Source organism: Pseudomonas morbosilactucae, from assembly GCF_023241715.1.
Classification (GTDB): Bacteria; Pseudomonadota; Gammaproteobacteria; order Pseudomonadales; family Pseudomonadaceae; genus Aquipseudomonas; species Aquipseudomonas morbosilactucae.
The window spans coordinates 35,416-51,578 of the sequence record NZ_JALQCW010000015.1; the positions used below are offsets into that span (position 1 = coordinate 35,416).

Consider the following 16,163-nt stretch of genomic DNA (forward strand, 5'->3'; position numbering starts at 1 on the left):
TCATGCGCGTTCTGATTATCGAAGACGAAGAAAAAACCGCAGACTACCTGCACCGCGGCCTGACGGAACAGGGCTACACCGTGGACCTGGCCCGGGATGGGCTGGAGGGCCTGCACCTGGCCCTGGAAAACGACTACGGGGTGATCGTGCTCGACGTGATGCTGCCGGGCCTCGACGGCTTTGGTGTGTTGCGGGCCCTGCGCGCGCGCAAGCAGACGCCGGTGATCATGCTCACCGCCCGCGAGCGTGTGGAGGACCGCATCAAGGGCTTGCGTGACGGTGCCGACGATTACCTAGGCAAGCCGTTTTCCTTCCTTGAACTGGTGGCCCGGCTGCAAGCCCTGACACGGCGCAGCGGTGGCCACGAGCCGGTGCAAATCAGCATCGCCGACCTGTGGATCGACCTGATCAGCCGCAAGGCCAGCCGCGCCGGCAGCCGCCTCGACCTGACCGCCAAAGAGTTCTCCCTGCTCAGCGTGCTGGCCCGCCGCCAGGGCGAAATCCTCTCCAAGACCGCCATCGCCGAAATGGTCTGGGACATCAATTTCGACAGCGACGCTAATGTCGTCGAAGTCGCGATCAAGCGCCTGCGGGCCAAGCTCGACGGGCCTTTTGAAGAAAAACTGCTGCACACCATCCGAGGCATGGGCTATGTGCTGGAGAGCCGAAGTGCCCAGTAACTCCATCGCCCTGCGCCTGAGCGGCCTGTTCACCCTGGTGGCGCTGCTGATCTTCCTGTTGATCGGCGGTGCGCTCTATCAGCAGGTGGACAAGGGCCTGGGCCTGTTGCCCGAAGCCGAACTGGACGCCCGTTACAGCGTGCTGGAGTCGGCGCTGACCCGTTACGGCACGCCCGAGCACTGGGCAAAGATCAACGCCAAGCTCAAGCTGCTCAGCGAAGAAGACAAACGGATCCGCTTCTGGGCGGTCAGCGGCGACCCCGCCTATGAATACGGCAACCCTGACCGGCAGATCCGCGACCTGGCCGAGGGCCCTGCGGGCATGCACGACCTGACCCTGGCCGAGCATCCCTACCCACTGAAAGTGCTGGTCAGCCAACTGCCGGCCAAGGAACAGCGCCCGGCCCTGCGCTTTTTGATCGCCATCGACACCGAGACCTTCTACCAGACCCAGCATCAGTTGCTGATAGCCCTGATCGGCCTGGCCATCGTCGGCGTGTTGCTGGCCTCGGCCCTGGGCTACTGGGTGGCGCGGATCGGCCTCAAACCCTTGATCAAGCTGTCCCAGGAAGCCCAGCGCCTGGCGCCGCCACGGCTGTCCGGGCGCTTGCAGTTGTCGCCACTGCCGCCGGAGCTGAGCCAGTTCGTCAACTCGTTCAACTCCACCCTGGAGCGGGTGGAACAGGCCTATTCGCGGCTGGAATCCTTCAATGCCGATGTGGCCCATGAATTGCGCTCGCCCCTGACCAACCTGATCGGCCAGACCCAAGTCGCGCTGACCCGCGGGCGCTCGGCAGAACATTACTTTGAAGTACTGCAATCCAACCTCGAAGAGCTGGAGCGCCTACGCTCGATCATCAACGACATGCTGTTCCTGGCCAGCGCCGACCAAGGCAGCAAGGCCACCCACCTGACCAGCACCTCCCTGGCCGGGGAAGTGGCGACGACCCTGGACTACCTGGATTTCATCCTGGAAGACGCCCAGGTCCGGGTAGAAGTCGAAGGCGATGCCCAGGTGCCCATCGAGATCGCCCACTTGCGCAGGGCACTGATCAATCTGCTGAGCAACGCGGTGCAACACACCGAACCCGGGCAGGTGATCCAAGTGCGTATCCAGCGCCACGAACAACACGTGGCGATTGCCGTGAGCAACCCCGGCCTGGGCATCGCCAGCGAACACTTGCCGCGGCTGTTCGAGCGTTTCTATCGAGTCGATGCCTCACGCCGCAACAGCGGCGCCAACCATGGCCTGGGCCTGGCCATCGTCAAGGCCATTGCCCTGATGCACGGTGGCGAGGTGTTTGTGCGCAGCGAGCAAGGCATCAACACCTTCGGCCTCCACCTCCCCCTCTGATGCTGGCTCTGACGTTGACTCTGTGGGAGCCGGCTTGCCGACGATCACGCCAGCCCCTCAGCTGCAAACCGCGTTACCGCTATCGCTGACAAGCCAGCGTCCACTTTTGTTTATTTGGTAATAGTCCTTTTACGCTTGAGCTCTTTTTCCTCGAGGCGCGGCGCTATATTTTTGCCACACCGAATTGAACTTGCTCCGCAAGAAGGTCTGCCAACGATGTCAAACAGCATGGGTATCGCCAGCGCTTTTATCCTGTCTTCCCTGTTCCTCAGCCCCCTGGCCATGGCCGAAGAGTCCCAGGCTTTCGTGGCCCGCAATGCGGCACGCGACGCAGCGTTCCAGGACGCTCAGGTGGCCCAGGCAACCCGCCAGAAAACAGGTGAAAGTGCCCAGAAAATCACGGCCGAACACAACCAGGCCGACACCCGGAAAGACAGCTGAGGCAGCCCGTTAGAACGTTTCCCTCGACAAGGCCGCCGCGTTCAACCAGGGCGAGCATTGTCTTAAAGCCGCTGCTTGCAGCGGCTTTTTTTTGCCCTGTAGAAAACTGGCGACGGTGCAGAATAAAAAACGCCGCCATTGACCCAAGGAGCCCCGATACGATGAAGGCAGCGATAAAGGCAACACGAACACTCACCCCCCTGTTCATTGCATTGACTGCAACGATGGCGTGTACCGCCCACGCAGCGGACGACAGCACGGCCGAGGGATTCGTCGAGGGTTCGAGCCTCAAGCTCAATGCCCGCAACTACTACATGAATCGCAACCGACAACAGCACAACGACGACAACATCGAATGGGGCCAAGGATTCCTTGGGGTATTCGAATCGGGCTACACCCCGGGCAGCGTGGGGTTCGGCCTGGACGCCAATGCCATGCTCGGCCTCAAGCTCGATGGCGGTGGCGGCACCGACAGTTCGAGCATCCTGCCGGTCAGCGACGGCAGCGGCAAAGCACCGGGGTCGTTCTCTACGGCGGGCGCAACCTTGAAAGTCCGGGCCTTCGACACCGAGCTCAAAATCGGCGACTTGTTCCTCAACAACCCGGTGATCGCCGGCGGCCAGACTCGCATGCTGCCCCAGACCTTTCGCGGCGTGAGTCTGAGCAACCACAGCTTCGATGGCTGGCTGCTCGAAGGCGGCCAGGCCAGCTTCACCAAACCCTATAACCAGAGCGGCCACGTGCGCATCGGCAGCAGTTACGGAACCCTGGGTGACGGCGACAAAAGCCGACACCTGAACTGGGCCGGCGCGGCCTGGAGCGGCGTTCCCGGGTGGACCAGCAGCCTGTATGCCTCAGAGCTCAAAGACATCTGGAACCAGTACTACTACGACCTCGACTACCGCTACGCGCTGAACGAACTGGTCATCAACCCCGGCCTGCACCTCTACCACACCCAGGACACCGGCCAGGCGTTGCTGGGCGATATCGACAACACCACCTACAGCCTGCACCTGACGGTTGGTGTGGGTCACCACAGCGTCACGGCCGCCTATCAGCGGGTCAACGGTGACACGCCCTTCGACTACATCGCCCAGGGCGACAGCGTGTACCTGGACAACTCCCAGCAATACTCGGACTTCAACGGCCCCCATGAACGCTCCTGGAAGCTCAAGTACGCATACGATTTCGTCGGCCTGGGCGTGCCTGGGCTGACGTCGGCCCTGTCCTACTCCCGTGGCGAACTGGACTTGACCCGGGTTGATCCGCAGAGCCGTGGCTACGCCAGCTGGTACAGCGCAGAGGGCAAGCATGCCCGGCATTGGGAGCGCGACCTGGACCTGCAATACGTGGTGCAAGGCGGCGAAGCCAAAGACCTGGCCCTGCGCCTGCAGTGGGCGACCCATCACGGCAGCGGCGGTTATGCCGCCCTGGACAACGACACGGATGAATATCGCCTGATCGTCGATTACCCGCTCAACCTGTTCTAAGCTCAGCGAAGTAAAAGGCCAGCACGTTTTGCTGGCCTTTTTTGTGCCTGGGATTTATACATGCGCCGCAGGGATGGCCGGCCCTTGCCAGCGCGTCGGCGTTATCCAAAAGGATTCTTATCAACTCACCCAACGGCCGTAATCAGAACCGTGGGCGAAGGGAGTGCGATACCTCGCAATATGATGCTTTCAACACGCTCGGAACGGATGCTGATCGCTGGAAGCTCACTGATGGTGATCGCCATCCTGGGCATCGTGACGTTTTTACTGATCCGCGAATACGCCAGCGCCGAGCAGGCAGCGGCCCGTTCGGCCAACAACATTGTGCAACTGATCGACGCCGACGTACTGCGCAACGTCGAACTCTATGACCTGTCCCTCAAAGGCCTGATTGCCGCGGCCGGACGTGAAGACCTGCAAAAAGTGTCGGCTGAGATCCGCCATCTGGCGCTCTTCGATCGCGCCACTGCCGCGCCCTACAAGGGCGACATCCTGCTGTTGGACAAACACGGCGACGTCCTCGCTGACTCGGCCTCGGTCACGCCCAGGACGGGCAACTACGCCGATCGCGAGTACTTCCGCTCCCATGTGCAAAACCCCAACCAGGGCATGACAATCAGCCCACCGTTCCGCACCCGCACCGCAGACCATGACTGGCGCATCAGTTTCAGCCGCCGAGTGGTGGACGAGCAGGGACAATTCTTCGGTGTCGCCGAAGCGCCCATGCGCCTGAACTACTTCAACCAGCTGTTCAAAAACCTCGATATCGGACGCAACGGCTCGATCAGCCTGGTCAGCCACGACGGCATACTGCTGGCCCAACAACCGCCCCTGGCCGACGATCTGATCGGCAAGGACTTCAGCCAGCGGCCGAACTTCGTGCGCATCCTGCGCGAGGGCAACGGCAGCTTCAGCGGCATCTCCAGCGTCGACCGAACGCCGCGCCTGTACACCTTTTCCCAAGTGGGCGACTTGCCGCTGATCGTGGTGGTGGCACTGTCCTCGGCTGAGGTCTACGCCTCCTGGCAGCGCACGGCCTGGCTGGTGAGCGGCGCCACCGGCGCCCTGTGCATTGGCCTGCTGTGGCTGACGTTGCTGCTGTGCAACGAACTCAGGCGGCGCCATCGCGCCGAGCAGGAGTTGGCGCAACTGGCGGCCATTGATGCCTTGACCGGCCTGGCCAATCGCCGAACCCTGGACGAAACCCTGGCCCGCGAATGGGCCAGGGCCCAGCGCTCGGGCACGCCGCTGTCGTTGCTGATGATCGATGTCGACCACTTCAAGCAATTCAATGACCGCCATGGTCATCAGCTTGGGGACACAGCCTTGCAGGTGGTCGCCCAGTTGATCGCGGCCAATGTGCGCCGCCCTGCCGACCTGGCGGCACGCTACGGCGGTGAGGAGTTCTCGGTGATCCTGCCCGACACCGACGTGATGGGGGCCTTGGCCCTGGCGGAAAAGATTCGTATCGCCATTGAACAACTGGCACCGATCGGCCCCCAAGTGTCGACGTTGACCGCCAGCATCGGCACCAGCACTTGGTCGGGAACAACCGGCGCCACCCTGGAGAACCTGCTCTACAACGCCGACAAAGCGCTTTACCGAGCCAAGCACAATGGCCGCAATCGCGTGGTGCCGGGTTAATAAACAGGCATAAAAAAAGGCCACCCTAAGGGCAGCCTTTAAAAACAAAAGGAAAGAGAGAGTAAATTACACGGCCGCAACCGGACGCATGTAAGAGATCGGTGCAGTGCTGGCGTCTTCGAAAGTCACAACTTCCCAGGCATCTTTCTGCTCAATCAACTTGCGCAGTAGCTGGTTGTTCAGGGCATGGCCCGACTTGAAGCCTTTGAACTCACCTATCAGGCTGTTGCCCAGCAGGTAGAGGTCACCAATTGCATCGAGGATCTTGTGCTTCACGAATTCGTCTTCATAGCGAAGGCCGTCTTCGTTCAGTACACCATCCGCGTCGACCACGATGGCGTTTTCCACGCTGCCGCCGAGTGCGAGGTTGTGCTTGCGCAGGTACTCGATATCACTCATGAAACCAAAAGTCCGGGCGCGGCTGACTTCCTTCACGAACGACGTGCTGGAAAAGTCCACGCTGGCACTCTGGGTGCGGTCACGGAAAACCGGGTGATCGAAATCGATCTCAAAGCTCACTTTAAAACCATCGAAAGGCACGAAAGTGGCGCGCTTGTCGCCATCTTCCACAGTCACTTCACGAAGGATGCGGATGAACTTTTTAGCTGCGTCCTGTTCTTCCAGGCCGGCAGATTGAATCAGGAATACGAAGGGTCCAGCGCTACCATCCATGATCGGGACTTCGGACGCGGAGAGCTCGACGTAGGCGTTATCGATGCCCAGGCCAGCCATGGCCGAGAGCAAATGCTCCACCGTGTCCACTTTGGTGTCACCGTTGACCAATGTGGTCGACATCGTGGTTTCACCAACATTTTCCGCGCGAGCAGGAATCTGCACCACAGGGTCCAGGTCGGCACGACAAAACACAATGCCGGTGTCGACAGGCGCAGGCTTGAGAGTCAGGTAAACCTTCTCCCCGGAATGCAGGCCTACACCTGTGGCACGGATAATATTCTTCAGGGTGCGTTGTTTAATCATGGCTTGGGCCGCTTCAGCGCAAATTGCGAACTGGTATCAACAAAGGCTGGCGATAATAGCAGACCATGCCTTTGCTGAACACCAATCACCCTAATACCCCTGATACATTCCATCAATCGGCCTGGCGACGCAGAAAGGCCGGGATGTCCAGGTAATCCAGATCATCTTGCGGATTCAGCTTCGCCGCAGTCGCAGCACTGGCCTGAGCCTGGTTGCGCATAACGGTCGGACGGTCCAGATCACGGTAGTTCACCGACGGCAGTTCCTGGCGCGCAGGCGCTGGAGCGGCAGCCGACTGGCTGGCGTGGCTGGTGTGAACGGTATTGTCGATGACCTTTACAGGCTTCTCGATTTTCGCGCCCAGACCGGTGGCAACCACGGTGACATGCAGCTCATCACGCATGTCCGGATCGATAACGGTACCGACCTTGACCATGGCGTGTTCGGAAGCGAAGGCTTCGATGATGCTACCCACGTCGGAGTACTCACCCAGGGACAGGTCAGGACCGGCGGTGATGTTCACCAAGATGCCGCGTGCGCCTTCCAGGTTCACGTCTTCCAGCAACGGGTTGCGGATGGCCGCTTCAGTGGCTTCACGTGCACGGTTCGGACCGCTGGCGCAGCCAGTGCCCATCATCGCCATGCCCATTTCGCTCATCACGGTACGCACGTCGGCGAAGTCGACGTTGATCATGCCCGGACGCTTGATGATGTCGGAGATACCGCGAACGGCACCCGCCAGCACGTCGTCAGCCTTGGCGAACGCCGACAGCAGGCTGGCGTCTTTACCGAGGATGGTCAGCAGCTTCTCGTTGGGAATGGTGATCAACGAGTCGACGCTTTCGCTCAGCGCGCGGATGCCTTCATCGGCGATCTGCATACGCTTGCGGCCTTCGAACGGGAACGGACGAGTCACCACCGCAACGGTGAGGATCCCCATTTCCTTGGCCACTTCGGCAATGATCGGCGCAGCACCGGTACCGGTACCGCCGCCCATGCCTGTGGTGATGAACACCATGTTGGTGCCCTGCAGGACTTCAGCGATGCGCTCGCGGTCTTCCAGAGCGGCCTGACGACCGACCTCAGGATTTGCGCCGGCACCCAGACCCTTGGTAACACCAGTACCCAGTTGCAGGATGGTCCGCGCGCCGATGTTTTTCAGCGCTTGAGCATCAGTGTTGGCGCAGATGAATTCCACGCCTTCGATGTTGCTCTTGACCATGTGATTGACGGCGTTGCCGCCGCCACCGCCGACACCGATAACCTTGATTACCGGGCTTTGCGGGACGTTGTCTACGAGTTCAAACATTTTCCCTCTCCTTTCATTTCTCTAGTTTTTCGCCTACTGCCTACTGCCTACTGCGTTTACTGCCTGTTGCTTGAAACGTGTCGCGTGAAACTGTTGCTTAGAAGTTGCCTTGCACCCAGCTCTTGATGCGATCAAGCAGGGCCGCTTTCGGCTCTTCATTGCTGTAGCTGTCGCGGCTGCCGATCCCGGAGAACGAGATGCCGTCGGACTGTTTCTGCAGCCCGTACAACAGCAAGCCGACGCCGGTGGAATAGATCGGGTTGCGCACCACATCGGCCAAGCCTTTGACGGAGTGCGGAACACCCAGGCGCACCGGCATGTGGAAAATCTCTTCGGCCAATTCGACCGCGCCTTCCATTTTCGACGTGCCGCCGGTGAGCACGATGCCCGCCGGGATCAGGTCTTCGTAACCGCTGCGACGCAGCTCCGCCTGGATCAGGGTAAACAGCTCGTCGTAACGTGGCTCGACCACCTCGGCCAGGGCCTGGCGGGACAGCTCGCGGGGCGGACGGTCGCCGACACTCGGCACCTTGATGGTTTCACCGGCACCGGCCAGCTTGGCCAGGGCGCAGGCGTAGCGAATCTTGATTTCTTCGGCGTACTGGGTCGGCGTACGCAGGGCCATGGCGATGTCGTTGGTCACCTGGTCGCCGGCAATCGGGATCACTGCGGTGTGACGGATCGCGCCTTCGGTGAAGATCGCGATGTCCGTGGTGCCGCCACCGATGTCCACCAGGCACACGCCCAGCTCTTTCTCGTCATCGGTCAGTACCGAGTACGCAGACGCCAGTTGCTCGAGGATGATGTCGTCGATTTCCAGGCCACAGCGACGCACGCACTTCTCGATGTTCTGCGCGGCATTCACCGCGCACGTCACCACGTGCACCTTGGCTTCAAGGCGCACACCGGACATGCCCAGAGGCTCGCGGACGCCTTCCTGGTTATCGATCACGTAGTCCTGCGGCAAGGTGTGCAGCACCCGCTGGTCAGCAGGGATCGCCACGGCCTGGGCGGCGTCCAGCACACGCTCCAGGTCGGCAGAGCTCACTTCGCGGTCGCGAATCGCCACGATGCCGTGGGAGTTCAGACTGCGGATGTGATTGCCCGCAACGCCGACGAACGCCGAGTGGATCCGGCAGCCGGCCATCAGTTGCGCTTCTTCTACCGCGCGCTGGATCGACTGCACGGTGGATTCGATGTTCACCACCACGCCCTTCTTCAGGCCGCGGGACGGGTGCGTACCGATACCGACGATTTCCAGCGTGCCATCGGCCGCGACTTCGCCCACCAGCGCCACCACTTTGGAGGTGCCGATATCCAGACCGACGATCATTTTGCCGCTTTGCACGTTTGCCATGGTCCTGCCTCTTCTTAATTCTTCGCGACAGCGGGTTCGGCTGTCGTGGGCGCTACAGGTTCCCGCCAGCCGACGGCCAGGCCGTTGGCGTAGCGCAGGTCGATGCGCGCAATGTTCGTAATCTGTTCTTTCAACGTCTTTTCATAAATGGCAATGAAGCGGCGCATCTTTTCCACCAGATGATCGCGACCCAGCAGCAACTCAATGCCGGGCCCGGCGCTGCCGGCACCGGTGGTCAAGAACCAGCTGCCACGCTCGCGCAGCTCCAAACGGGCAATCGAAAAGCCCATGGGCCGCAGCATCTGGCTCAACACCTGGTACTGCTGCATCACTTGCTGCTGGGCCCGCTGGGGTCCGAACAACTGCGGCAAGTGTTCATAGTTCGCCAGCTCACGCGGAGTGAACGCCTGGCCCTGGTTGTTCAACAGTGCCTCGTCGCCCCAACGGGCCACCGGCAGTTGCTCTTCCAGGCGAATCACCACCTGGTCCGGCCACACCCGACGCACTTCGGCGTGGGCGATCCAGGGCATCTGTTCCAGCTCGGTGCGCATGCTCGCCAGGTCGATGGTGAAGAAGCTCGACGCCACGTAAGGCGCGATCCGCTGCTGCACCGCCTGCTGGCTGATGTAACTCAGGTCACCCTGGACCGCGACCTTGGTGATCGGCCGGTCCGCGTAAGGCAGCAGGCGCTGGGCGCCTTCGTAGGTGCCAAAACCCAGCACCACCAACAACACGGGCCAGAACAGGCTTTTCAGAAAGCCGAAGTTGGCTTTCGGCAGGCGCACCGACATCGGCTCTTTAGCCACCATCCGGCTGGCACCCCGCGGCACCGGCTTGCGGCCGGGAGCGGGTTGCTGATGACGTAGCGATGCGCCTTGCATGGACTTAACCTCGTGCCTCGACACTGGCGGCCAGAATGGCCAATACCAACTGCTGGAAATCCAGACCCGCAGCACGGGCCGCCATCGGCACCAGGCTGTGATCGGTCATGCCTGGGGCGGTGTTCACTTCCAGGAACCAGAACTGCCCATCGGCGTCCTGCATCACGTCGGCCCGGGCCCAACCGGCGATACCGAGCGCCTCGCAGGCTTTCGCCGTGAGGTCCATGAGCTCTTGTTCTTTGGCGCTATCGAGGCCGCAAGGGATCCGGTACTGGGTATCGGAAGCCAGGTACTTGGCGTCGTAGTCGTAAAATGTATGGGGGGTGCCCAGGGCAATGGGTGGTAACACCTGGTCACGCAGCGTCGCGATGGTGAACTCCGGACCTTGAATCCATTGCTCAACCAAAACTTGCGAATCGTAGGTACTGGCCGCCTTCCATGCGTCGATCAATTCAGACGCGGAAGTCACTTTGGCCATACCGATACTGGAACCTTCATGAGCCGGTTTGACGATCAAAGGCATGCCCAGTTCCGCAGCCGCAGAAATACAATCGGCTTCGGAGCTCAGGACGGCGTGGCGTGGCGTTGGAATCCCCAGGCTGTGCCAGACCTGCTTGGTGCGCAGCTTGTCCATGGCCAGGGCCGAAGCGAGGATACCGCTGCCGGTGTAGGGGATGCCCAGGCACTCCAGCAGGCCCTGCATGCTGCCGTCTTCACCGCCACGGCCGTGGAGAATGATGAAGGCACGGTCGATCTTCTCGCTCAGCAGGCGCTGCAGGAAATCGTCGCCGACGTCGATGCCGAACGCATCCACACCGCCACTTTGCAGGGCTTGCAACACGGCATTGCCGGACTTCAGCGACACTTCACGCTCGGCGCTCTTGCCGCCGAACAGCACAGCAACACGACCGAAGGCTTTCGGGTCGAGGGTAGAAAACAGGCTGGCGTAGGCAGCGGTCATTTCAACTTCTCCTGTCCAGCCACCACGGCACCGGCGAACAACGGACTTTTCAACAATTTGGGCGCAAGGCCGCCGATATCACCGGCGCCCTGGCACAGCAGGATGTCGCCGGCACGCAGCAGCGGCTTGACCAGAGGAGCCAGGTCGACACCCCGTTCGATGTAGATCGGGTCGAGCTGACCACGCTGGCGAATGCTGTGGCACAGCTGGCGACTGTCGGCACCCGGAATCGGTTCTTCACCGGCCGGGTAGACCTCCATCAACAGCAGCACGTTGGCGTCGGCCAAGACCTGCACAAAATCGTCGTACAGGTCGCGGGTGCGGCTGAAGCGGTGCGGCTGGTAAACCATCACCAGACGGCGCTCCGGCCAGCCACCACGAACCGCCTTGATCACTGCGGCCACCTCGGTCGGGTGGTGACCGTAGTCGTCCACCAGCATCACGTTGCCGCCTTCCACTGGCAGCTCGCCGTAGACCTGGAAGCGTCGGCCCACACCCTGGAAGCCCGACAGGCCCTGGACGATGGCTTCGTCGCTGATGCCTTCATCGGTGGCAATGCAGATGGTCGCCAGGGAGTTCAGGACGTTGTGGTTGCCTGGCATGTTCACCGAGACGTCCAGCGGCTCACGGTCGCGACGCAGCACGGTGAAGAACGTCTGCATGCCTTGCTGGCGCACATTGATCGCACGTACGTCGGCTTCTTCGCTGAAGCCATAAGTCACGGTCGGACGCTTGACCAGCGGCAGAATCTCGCGCACCACCGGATCGTCCAGGCACATCACCGCCAGCCCATAGAACGGCAGGTTGTGAAGGAACTCGACGAAGGTTTTCTTCAGTTTGTTGAAGTCACCGTCGTAGGTCGCCATGTGGTCGGCGTCAATGTTGGTGACCACGGCCACCAGCGGCTGCAGGTGCAGGAAGCTGGCATCACTTTCGTCGGCTTCGGCGATCAGGTAACGGCTGGTACCGAGCTGTGCATTGGTACCGGCTGCATTCAGCCGGCCACCGATGACGAAGGTCGGGTCCAGGCCGCCAGCGGCGAACACCGAGGCCAGGAGGCTGGTGGTGGTCGTCTTGCCGTGAGTACCGGCAACGGCCACGCCGTGGCGGTAGCGCATCAGCTCGGCGAGCATCTCCGCACGCGGCACCACGGGTACGCGGCGCTCCAGGGCGGTGGCGACTTCCGGGTTGGACGTGTTCACGGCACTGGACACCACCAGCACATCGGCATTGGCGGCGTTTTCGGCACGGTGGCCGATAAAGATCTGCGCACCGAACGACTCCAGGCGCTCGGTAACCGGCGACGCCTTGAGGTCGGAACCCGAGACGTCATAGCCCAGGTTCAACAGCACTTCAGCGATCCCGCACATGCCCACGCCGCCGATACCGACGAAGTGGATACGACGGATGCGGCGCATCTCCGGATGCGGCATGGCTTTCTGATTCTCAACCATGGGCCACCTCCAGGCAGATATCGACCACGCTGCGGGTGGCTTCGGGTTTGGCCAGTCGGCGCGCTGCGTGCGCCATGTTGTCGAGTCGTTCCGGTTGCATCAAAACCTCTGTCAGGCGAGCGGCTAGATCCGCGGCACCAGTCGTTCTTTGCGGCATCAGGAAAGCAGCGCCTTCACGAGCCAAATAGTCGGCGTTACGGGTCTGGTGATCGTCGATCGCGTGGGGCAAAGGCACCAGCATCGAGGGCAGACCGGCGGCAGCCAGTTCACTGACGGTCAGCGCACCTGCGCGACAGACCACCAGGTCGGCCCAGCCATAGGCTTGAGCCATGTCTTTGATAAAGGGCTGCACTTGCGCCTCGACACCAGCGTCGCGATAACGCTGCGCAGTCACTTCATCGTGGTTTTTGCCAGCCTGGTGGAAGACCTCCGGGCGCCACTGGGGATCGACCAGCGCCAGGGCCTCAGGCAGCAACTTGTTCAACGGTTCTGCACCCAGGCTTCCACCGAGGATCAGCAAACGCGCCTTGCGTCCGGCCAGGGCCTCGCGCGGTGTTTCGAGGAACAGTTCACCACGCACCGGGTTGCCCGTGGTGCGGCGGCTGGCGGAGGTGGCAAAGGTGTCCGGGAAAGCTTCGCAGACTCGCGCAGCCAACGGCACCAGCAGCCGATTGGCGGTACCGGCCACGGCGTTCTGTTCATGAACGATCACCGGCACACCGGCCAACTTGGCGGCGACTCCGCCAGGGCCCGTGACATAACCACCAAAGCCCAGCACACAGACCGGCTTCAGTTGGCGAATGATCTTGCGCGCCTGCAACACGGCCTTAATCAGCACAAACGGCGCCTTGAGCAGGGACAGCTTGCCCTTGCCCCGCAGGCCGGTGACGTTGATCAGGTGCAGGGGCAACCCGGCACCCGGCACCAATTCGTTCTCGATGCCTCGCGGGGTCCCGAGCCAATGCACGCTGTAGCCACGGGCCTGGAATTCCCGCGCACAGGCCAAGGCCGGGAACACGTGGCCCCCGGTACCGCCCGCCATGATCAGCACGTTAGCGCCCATGGATTGGCTCCTCGGCAAAATCACTTTCACTGAACTCCATCTCTTCACTGCCCAAGTGGGTTCGACTCTCCCACTCGATGCGCAGCAACAAGCCCAGACAGGCACAGCAGATCACCAAGGAACTGCCGCCATAACTGAGGAACGGCAAGGTCAGGCCCTTGGTCGGCAACAAGCCTACGTTCACGCCGATGTTGATCAGGAATTGACCAATCCACAGGAACGACAAACCGTAAGCCACATAAGCGGCGAAGTACTGCTTGGCCTTCTCGGCCCACAGACCGATGTACATGCCACGCACGCACACGAATACGAACAGCCCGACGGTGGCCAGGGAACCCACCACGCCCAACTCTTCAGCCAGCACCGAGAACACGAAGTCGGTGTGGGCTTCGGGCAGGTAGAACTGCTTCTGCACGCTGTTGCCCAGGCCAACGCCGAGCCACTCGCCGCGACCGAAGGCAATCAACGCCTGGGTCAACTGGTAGCCGGAGCCGAACTGATCGGCCCAGGGGTCGGTAAAGGTGATCAAGCGCGCCATCCGGTAGGGCTGGGCCTGAACCAGGATGGTGACCGCCGCCACTGCCAGCACCACCATCAAGGTGAAACGGAACAGCCCGACCCCGCCCAGGAACAGCATGGCCGCCGCAGCGCCCATCATCACCACCGTGGCGCCGAAGTCCGGCTCCATCAGCAGCAGGCCAGCCATGGGCAGCAGCACGATGAAGGGCTTGAAGAAGCCCATCCAGCTCTCACGCACTTCCTTCTGCCGGCGCACCAGGTAACCGCCCAGGTAGATCACCACGAACACCTTGGCGATCTCGGAGGGCTGCACGTTGAAGAAGCTGAAGCCGATCCAGCGCATCGAGCCGTTGACCTCACGACCGATCCCCGGCACCAGCACCATTACCAGCAGGCCAAAGGCACCGATCAGCATCAACCAGCCCAGGCGCTGCCAGGTGGCGATGGGAATCATCATGGTCACGACACAGGCACCCAGGCCGATGACCAGGTAAACCAAATGGCGAATCATGTGGTACAGCGGGTTACCCGACTGCACGGCGGCCACTTCCGAAGAGGCGGAGGTGATCATCACCAGCCCGAGGCCCAGCAGTGCCAGGCAACCGGCAAGCAATGGGAAGTCGAGGTCGATGCCACGACCGGTAATCAGCGGCGACGGATAAGGCTTGATGATGTTGCGCAGGTTCATGCCAAGCCCTCCACAGCCTGGGCAAACAGCTGCCCACGCTCTTCGTAGTTCTTGAACATGTCGAAACTGGCGCACGCCGGCGACAGCAACACCGCATCGCCGGGCTGGGCCACGGCCTTGCACTGGGCGATGGCGTCGTCCAGGGACGTGGCGCGTACTTGCGGCACGGCGTCGCCCAGGGCAGCAGCGATCAAATCGGCATCGCGGCCCATCAGCACCACCGCGCGGCAGTGCGCGGCCACGGGTGCTTTAAGGTCTTTAAAATCGGCGCCCTTGCCGTCGCCACCGGCGATCAGCACCAGCTTCCCGTCGATATCAGCCCCCAGGCCTTCGATAGCGGCCAATGCAGCGCCCACGTTGGTGGCCTTGGAATCGTTGTAATAGCTGACACCGCCCAGGTCGCGCACCCACTGGCAGCGATGTTCGAGACCGCCGAAGGTGCGCAGGCTCGAGAGCATGGCATCGAACGGGAGGCCCACCGCATGCCCAAGGGCCAAGGCCGCCAGGGCGTTGGACTGGTTATGCGCGCCACGGATCTTCAGTTCACGTACCGGCATCAGGTTCTGGAATTCGAAGGCCAGGTACTTCTCGCCGTTCTCTTCGCGAATGCCAAAGGCCTTAAAGTCGGGTTTGCCCAGGCCGAAGGTCCAGCACGGCAGGCCTTCGCCGATCAGCGGACGGGTCAAGGCATCCTGACGGTTGAACACCACTTGCCGCGCCCCGCGGAAGATCCGGTGCTTGGCCAAGTGATAGGCCGGCAGGCCGCTGTAGCGGTCCATATGGTCTTCACTGATGTTCAACACGGTCGCCACTTCGGCACCCAGGTCGTGGGTGGTCTCCAACTGGAAGCTGGACAACTCCATGACGTACAGCTCGACGTCGTCGCTGAGCAGGTCGAGGGCCGGGGTCCCCAGGTTCCCGCCCACCGCCACACGCTTGCCCGCCGCAGCAGCCATCTCGCCGACCAGGGTGGTGACGGTGCTTTTGGCGTTGGAGCCGCTGATGGCGACGATCGGCGCCTTGGCGTTACGCGCGAACAGCTCGATGTCACCCGACAGCTTGACGCCACGGGCTGCTGCCGCTTGCAGGGCGGGCGTGGCCAGGGCCAGGCCAGGGCTCACGTAGAGCTCGTCGGCACGGCACAGGAATTCCACGTCCAGTTCGCCACAACGCACTTCCACATGAGGGTAGTCACGGCGCAGCGTGGCCAGCTCAGGTGGATTGTCCCGCGTGTCGGCCACTGCAAACGCCACGCCCCGGCTCGCCAGGAAGCGAACCAGGGACATGCCGCTCTTGCCGAGGCCGACAACGATGCGGAAGTGGTCAGAAGCGATCAGAGACACT

Annotated in this window: 14 protein-coding genes; 5 read left to right on the forward strand and 9 right to left on the reverse strand. The window is 61.8% G+C overall.

All coding sequences use genetic code 11. The features are described from left to right. The first annotated feature begins 2 nt into the window (after window positions 1-2). The 5 genes from M1B34_RS08360 to M1B34_RS08380 all read left to right on the forward strand — a co-directional run bounded on the left by M1B34_RS08360 (window position 3) and on the right by M1B34_RS08380 (window position 5,609). Window positions 3-680 carry a heavy metal response regulator transcription factor gene (locus tag M1B34_RS08360; protein ID WP_123337702.1) on the forward strand — a complete coding sequence of 226 codons (678 nt, stop codon included), beginning with the start codon at window positions 3-5 and terminating at the stop codon, window positions 678-680. Next, window positions 670-2,034: a heavy metal sensor histidine kinase gene (locus M1B34_RS08365; protein WP_268261284.1), complete on the forward strand. Its 1,365-nt coding sequence runs from the start codon at window positions 670-672 to the stop codon at window positions 2,032-2,034. Before M1B34_RS08360 ends, M1B34_RS08365 begins: the two co-directional genes overlap by 11 nt. A gap of 216 nt (window positions 2,035-2,250) precedes the next feature. Then, window positions 2,251-2,475 carry a hypothetical protein gene (locus tag M1B34_RS08370; protein WP_123337706.1) on the forward strand — a complete coding sequence of 75 codons (225 nt, stop codon included), beginning with the start codon at window positions 2,251-2,253 and terminating at the stop codon, window positions 2,473-2,475. A 161-nt stretch (window positions 2,476-2,636) separates the two neighbouring features. After that, complete coding sequence (locus M1B34_RS08375) at window positions 2,637-3,965, forward strand: OprD family porin (protein WP_268264845.1); 1,329 nt, start codon at window positions 2,637-2,639, stop codon at window positions 3,963-3,965. Window positions 3,966-4,115: 150 nt separating this feature from the next. After that, a complete protein-coding gene (locus M1B34_RS08380; RefSeq protein WP_425273500.1) occupies window positions 4,116-5,609 on the forward strand; it encodes a diguanylate cyclase in 1,494 nt (497 codons plus the stop codon). 66 nt (window positions 5,610-5,675) lie between these two features. On the opposite strand, the gene lpxC is transcribed toward M1B34_RS08380, so the two are convergent. From lpxC to murD, 9 genes are all read right to left on the reverse strand, one after another. After that, on the reverse strand, window positions 5,676-6,587 hold the full coding sequence (gene lpxC, locus M1B34_RS08385) for a UDP-3-O-acyl-N-acetylglucosamine deacetylase (protein WP_009045509.1): 912 nt from the start codon (window positions 6,585-6,587) through the stop codon (window positions 5,676-5,678). A gap of 112 nt (window positions 6,588-6,699) precedes the next feature. Then, entirely contained in the window at window positions 6,700-7,896 is a 1,197-nt protein-coding gene (gene ftsZ / locus M1B34_RS08390) for a cell division protein FtsZ (protein WP_123337711.1), read from the reverse strand. Between the two features lie 97 nt (window positions 7,897-7,993). Further along, window positions 7,994-9,253, reverse strand: a complete 1,260-nt coding sequence (ftsA, locus tag M1B34_RS08395) for a cell division protein FtsA (protein WP_123337713.1) — start codon at window positions 9,251-9,253, stop codon at window positions 7,994-7,996. A gap of 14 nt (window positions 9,254-9,267) precedes the next feature. After that, the gene (locus M1B34_RS08400) at window positions 9,268-10,134 is read right to left on the reverse strand and encodes a cell division protein FtsQ/DivIB (protein ID WP_123337715.1); all 867 of its coding nucleotides are present in this window, start codon (window positions 10,132-10,134) and stop codon (window positions 9,268-9,270) included. A gap of 4 nt (window positions 10,135-10,138) precedes the next feature. Further along, the gene (locus M1B34_RS08405; protein WP_268261282.1) at window positions 10,139-11,095 is read right to left on the reverse strand and encodes a D-alanine--D-alanine ligase; all 957 of its coding nucleotides are present in this window, start codon (window positions 11,093-11,095) and stop codon (window positions 10,139-10,141) included. Beyond that, window positions 11,092-12,549: a UDP-N-acetylmuramate--L-alanine ligase gene (gene murC, locus M1B34_RS08410; protein WP_123337719.1), complete on the reverse strand. Its 1,458-nt coding sequence runs from the start codon at window positions 12,547-12,549 to the stop codon at window positions 11,092-11,094. The genes M1B34_RS08405 and murC overlap by 4 nt, the downstream gene beginning before the upstream one ends. Then, the gene (gene murG, locus M1B34_RS08415; RefSeq protein WP_268264847.1) at window positions 12,542-13,612 is read right to left on the reverse strand and encodes an undecaprenyldiphospho-muramoylpentapeptide beta-N-acetylglucosaminyltransferase; all 1,071 of its coding nucleotides are present in this window, start codon (window positions 13,610-13,612) and stop codon (window positions 12,542-12,544) included. Before murG ends, murC begins: the two co-directional genes overlap by 8 nt. Next, a complete protein-coding gene (gene ftsW, locus M1B34_RS08420) occupies window positions 13,602-14,819 on the reverse strand; it encodes a putative lipid II flippase FtsW (RefSeq protein ID WP_425273501.1) in 1,218 nt (405 codons plus the stop codon). Before ftsW ends, murG begins: the two co-directional genes overlap by 11 nt. Then, window positions 14,816-16,162, reverse strand: a complete 1,347-nt coding sequence (gene murD, locus M1B34_RS08425) for a UDP-N-acetylmuramoyl-L-alanine--D-glutamate ligase (RefSeq protein ID WP_268264848.1) — start codon at window positions 16,160-16,162, stop codon at window positions 14,816-14,818. The genes ftsW and murD overlap by 4 nt, the downstream gene beginning before the upstream one ends. Between the last annotated feature and the right edge of the window lies 1 nt (window position 16,163).